Origin of the sequence: Synechococcus sp. H55.10, from assembly GCF_047502715.1 — a bacterium.
Taxonomy (GTDB): Bacteria; Cyanobacteriota; Cyanobacteriia; order Thermostichales; family Thermostichaceae; genus Thermostichus.
On the sequence record NZ_JANSJJ010000297.1, the window covers coordinates 1 to 1,983 of the forward strand.

Annotated in this window: 1 protein-coding gene; it reads left to right on the plus strand. The window is 60.4% G+C overall.

The genetic code is table 11. The features are described 5' to 3' along the window. Positions 1-1,884, plus strand: a 1,884-nt coding sequence (locus NW858_RS13365; RefSeq protein WP_414520681.1) for a YegS/Rv2252/BmrU family lipid kinase, incomplete at its 5' end; no start/stop codon positions are given. Positions 1,885-1,983: the final 99 nt, after the last annotated feature.

The window sequence follows — 1,983 nt, forward strand, 5'->3', positions numbered from 1 at the left end:
CAACACCCCAGGCTGACGGTCAAAACCGTTGCCTCTAGGGCAGAATGGCATGCTCAACTTTTTGAGGATAGTACCCAAGCCGTCATTGCCCTCTGGGATCCGACAGCAGATCCGGCCGGGTTGGCAAAGTTGGTTCAAAATTGCCAAGAAGCAAATCTTCCGCTGGCGCTGAATGTGCCCACTGCCCGAGCGCTGCTGCTCTCGTTGGTGGAGCAACGCCTGGGCTATTTGATCTTCAACCCCATTGCTGGCCAAGGGGATGAAACCCAACAACTGGCCCTGGTGCGGCAACGCCTATCCGCTGGGATCCGCCTGCAGGTGTTGCTGACCGAGCCGGAGCGCGATGCCAAAAGCCTGGCAGAAGAAGCCCTGGCCGCCCGTCCCGATCTGATCATCGCTTCCGGTGGCGATGGCACGGTTTCAGCCGTGGCCGGGGTACTGTTTGGCTCCGGCATTCCCCTGGGGGTGATCCCGCGCGGTACGGCCAATGCTTTTGCTGCAGCCCTGGGGATCCCAACTGATTTGGAAAGGGCTTGCGATCTAATCTTGGCCGGATCGACACGGGTGATGGATGCCGCTCGCTGCAATGGGCAGCCGATGATCCTGCTGGCCGGGATCGGGTTTGAAGCGGAAACGGTCGAACGCGCTAGCCGCGAATTGAAAAGTCGCTTGGGATCGCTAGCCTACTTGCTGGCGGGGTTACAACAACTGGCGAACCAGCAACCCTTTCAAGTGACGCTCCAAGTGGATGGAGCCGAGCTGCAGCACTTGCAAGCCACTGCCCTGACCATTGCCAATGCTGCACCGGCCACCTCTGTGCTTGCCCAGGGCCGTGGGCGCGTCAATCCGACGGATGGGCAACTGGATGTGACGGTGGTGCGCGGCCAAGATGACCCCAATTCAGGCAGGCTGTCCCAGGCGTTGGCGCGACGGGTGCAACCGCTCGGGGATATGGTGCATCTGCTGGGGGCCTCTCTGGCCAAGCAGGTGCCGCAACTGAAAGGGATCCTCACCTTCAAAGCTTCCCGCATCCGGGTTGAGGCAACCCCACCCCAAAAGGTGGTCGTCGATGGAGAAGTGGTGGGCACAACCCCCGTCCAGATCGAGGTGATCCCAGGGGGGCTGACCGTGATCGCGCCGCCTGTGCGGCGGCCTAACTTCGCCGAAAAGCTCGCCATCTTCTGGGTGAGACGGGTTTCTCCGAGCCTGACCCTGCTGAGCACAACCGTTGGCCTGGGCGGGATCCTCGGCTCGGCTCTGGCCCTTTGGGGACTGACTCTGGCTTTGCAAGGACTGGCGCCCTCCAGTCAAGCCATCGATGTATGGATTTTGCAGTGGCTGCGCCGGGCCAGCCCTTGGCCAGATCCCTTGGCTTGGGTGGGGTGGGGGTTAGGGCATCCGATTGGGCTGGTGAGCTTGACCGCCTGTGGATGGGTTTTGCTCTGGCGCAGCCAACAAAGACGAACGGCTTGGGGGCTGTTGGTTGCAGCCTTAGGAGCTGCCGTGATCGCCGGGATCCTAAAGCCCACTTTTTCTCGGGCCCGCCCAGATCTTTGGGATCCCATTCTTGCAGAGACAGGCCACAGCTTTCCCAGTGGACAGGTCATCGCAGCAACGGCAATCTACGGTCTGTTGGGCTATCTGCTGGCAAGGTATTATCCTGCTCAGCGGCGCTGGATCGGGGGCGGCGTGCTGGGGATCCTACTCCTCATTGGTTTCAGCCGGGCCTACTTGGGGTTGAACTGGCCCAGCGATCTGCTGGCCGGATATAGCCTGGGGGCTTTGTGGTTCCTTTTTTGCATCACCTTTCTGCGGATTCAGCTAGAAACCGCAGGAGCCCCGCCCCGTAGGGTCAGGGTCGGGAGAAATGCGGATGACGTATGATTGCAACATGACCCAAGTTTTAACTATCTCCTGCAAGCTCAAGGTATCTGCTTCGCAAGCCGTGAAGCTAGAGGCAACCTTGTCGGCTTTTGCACAAGC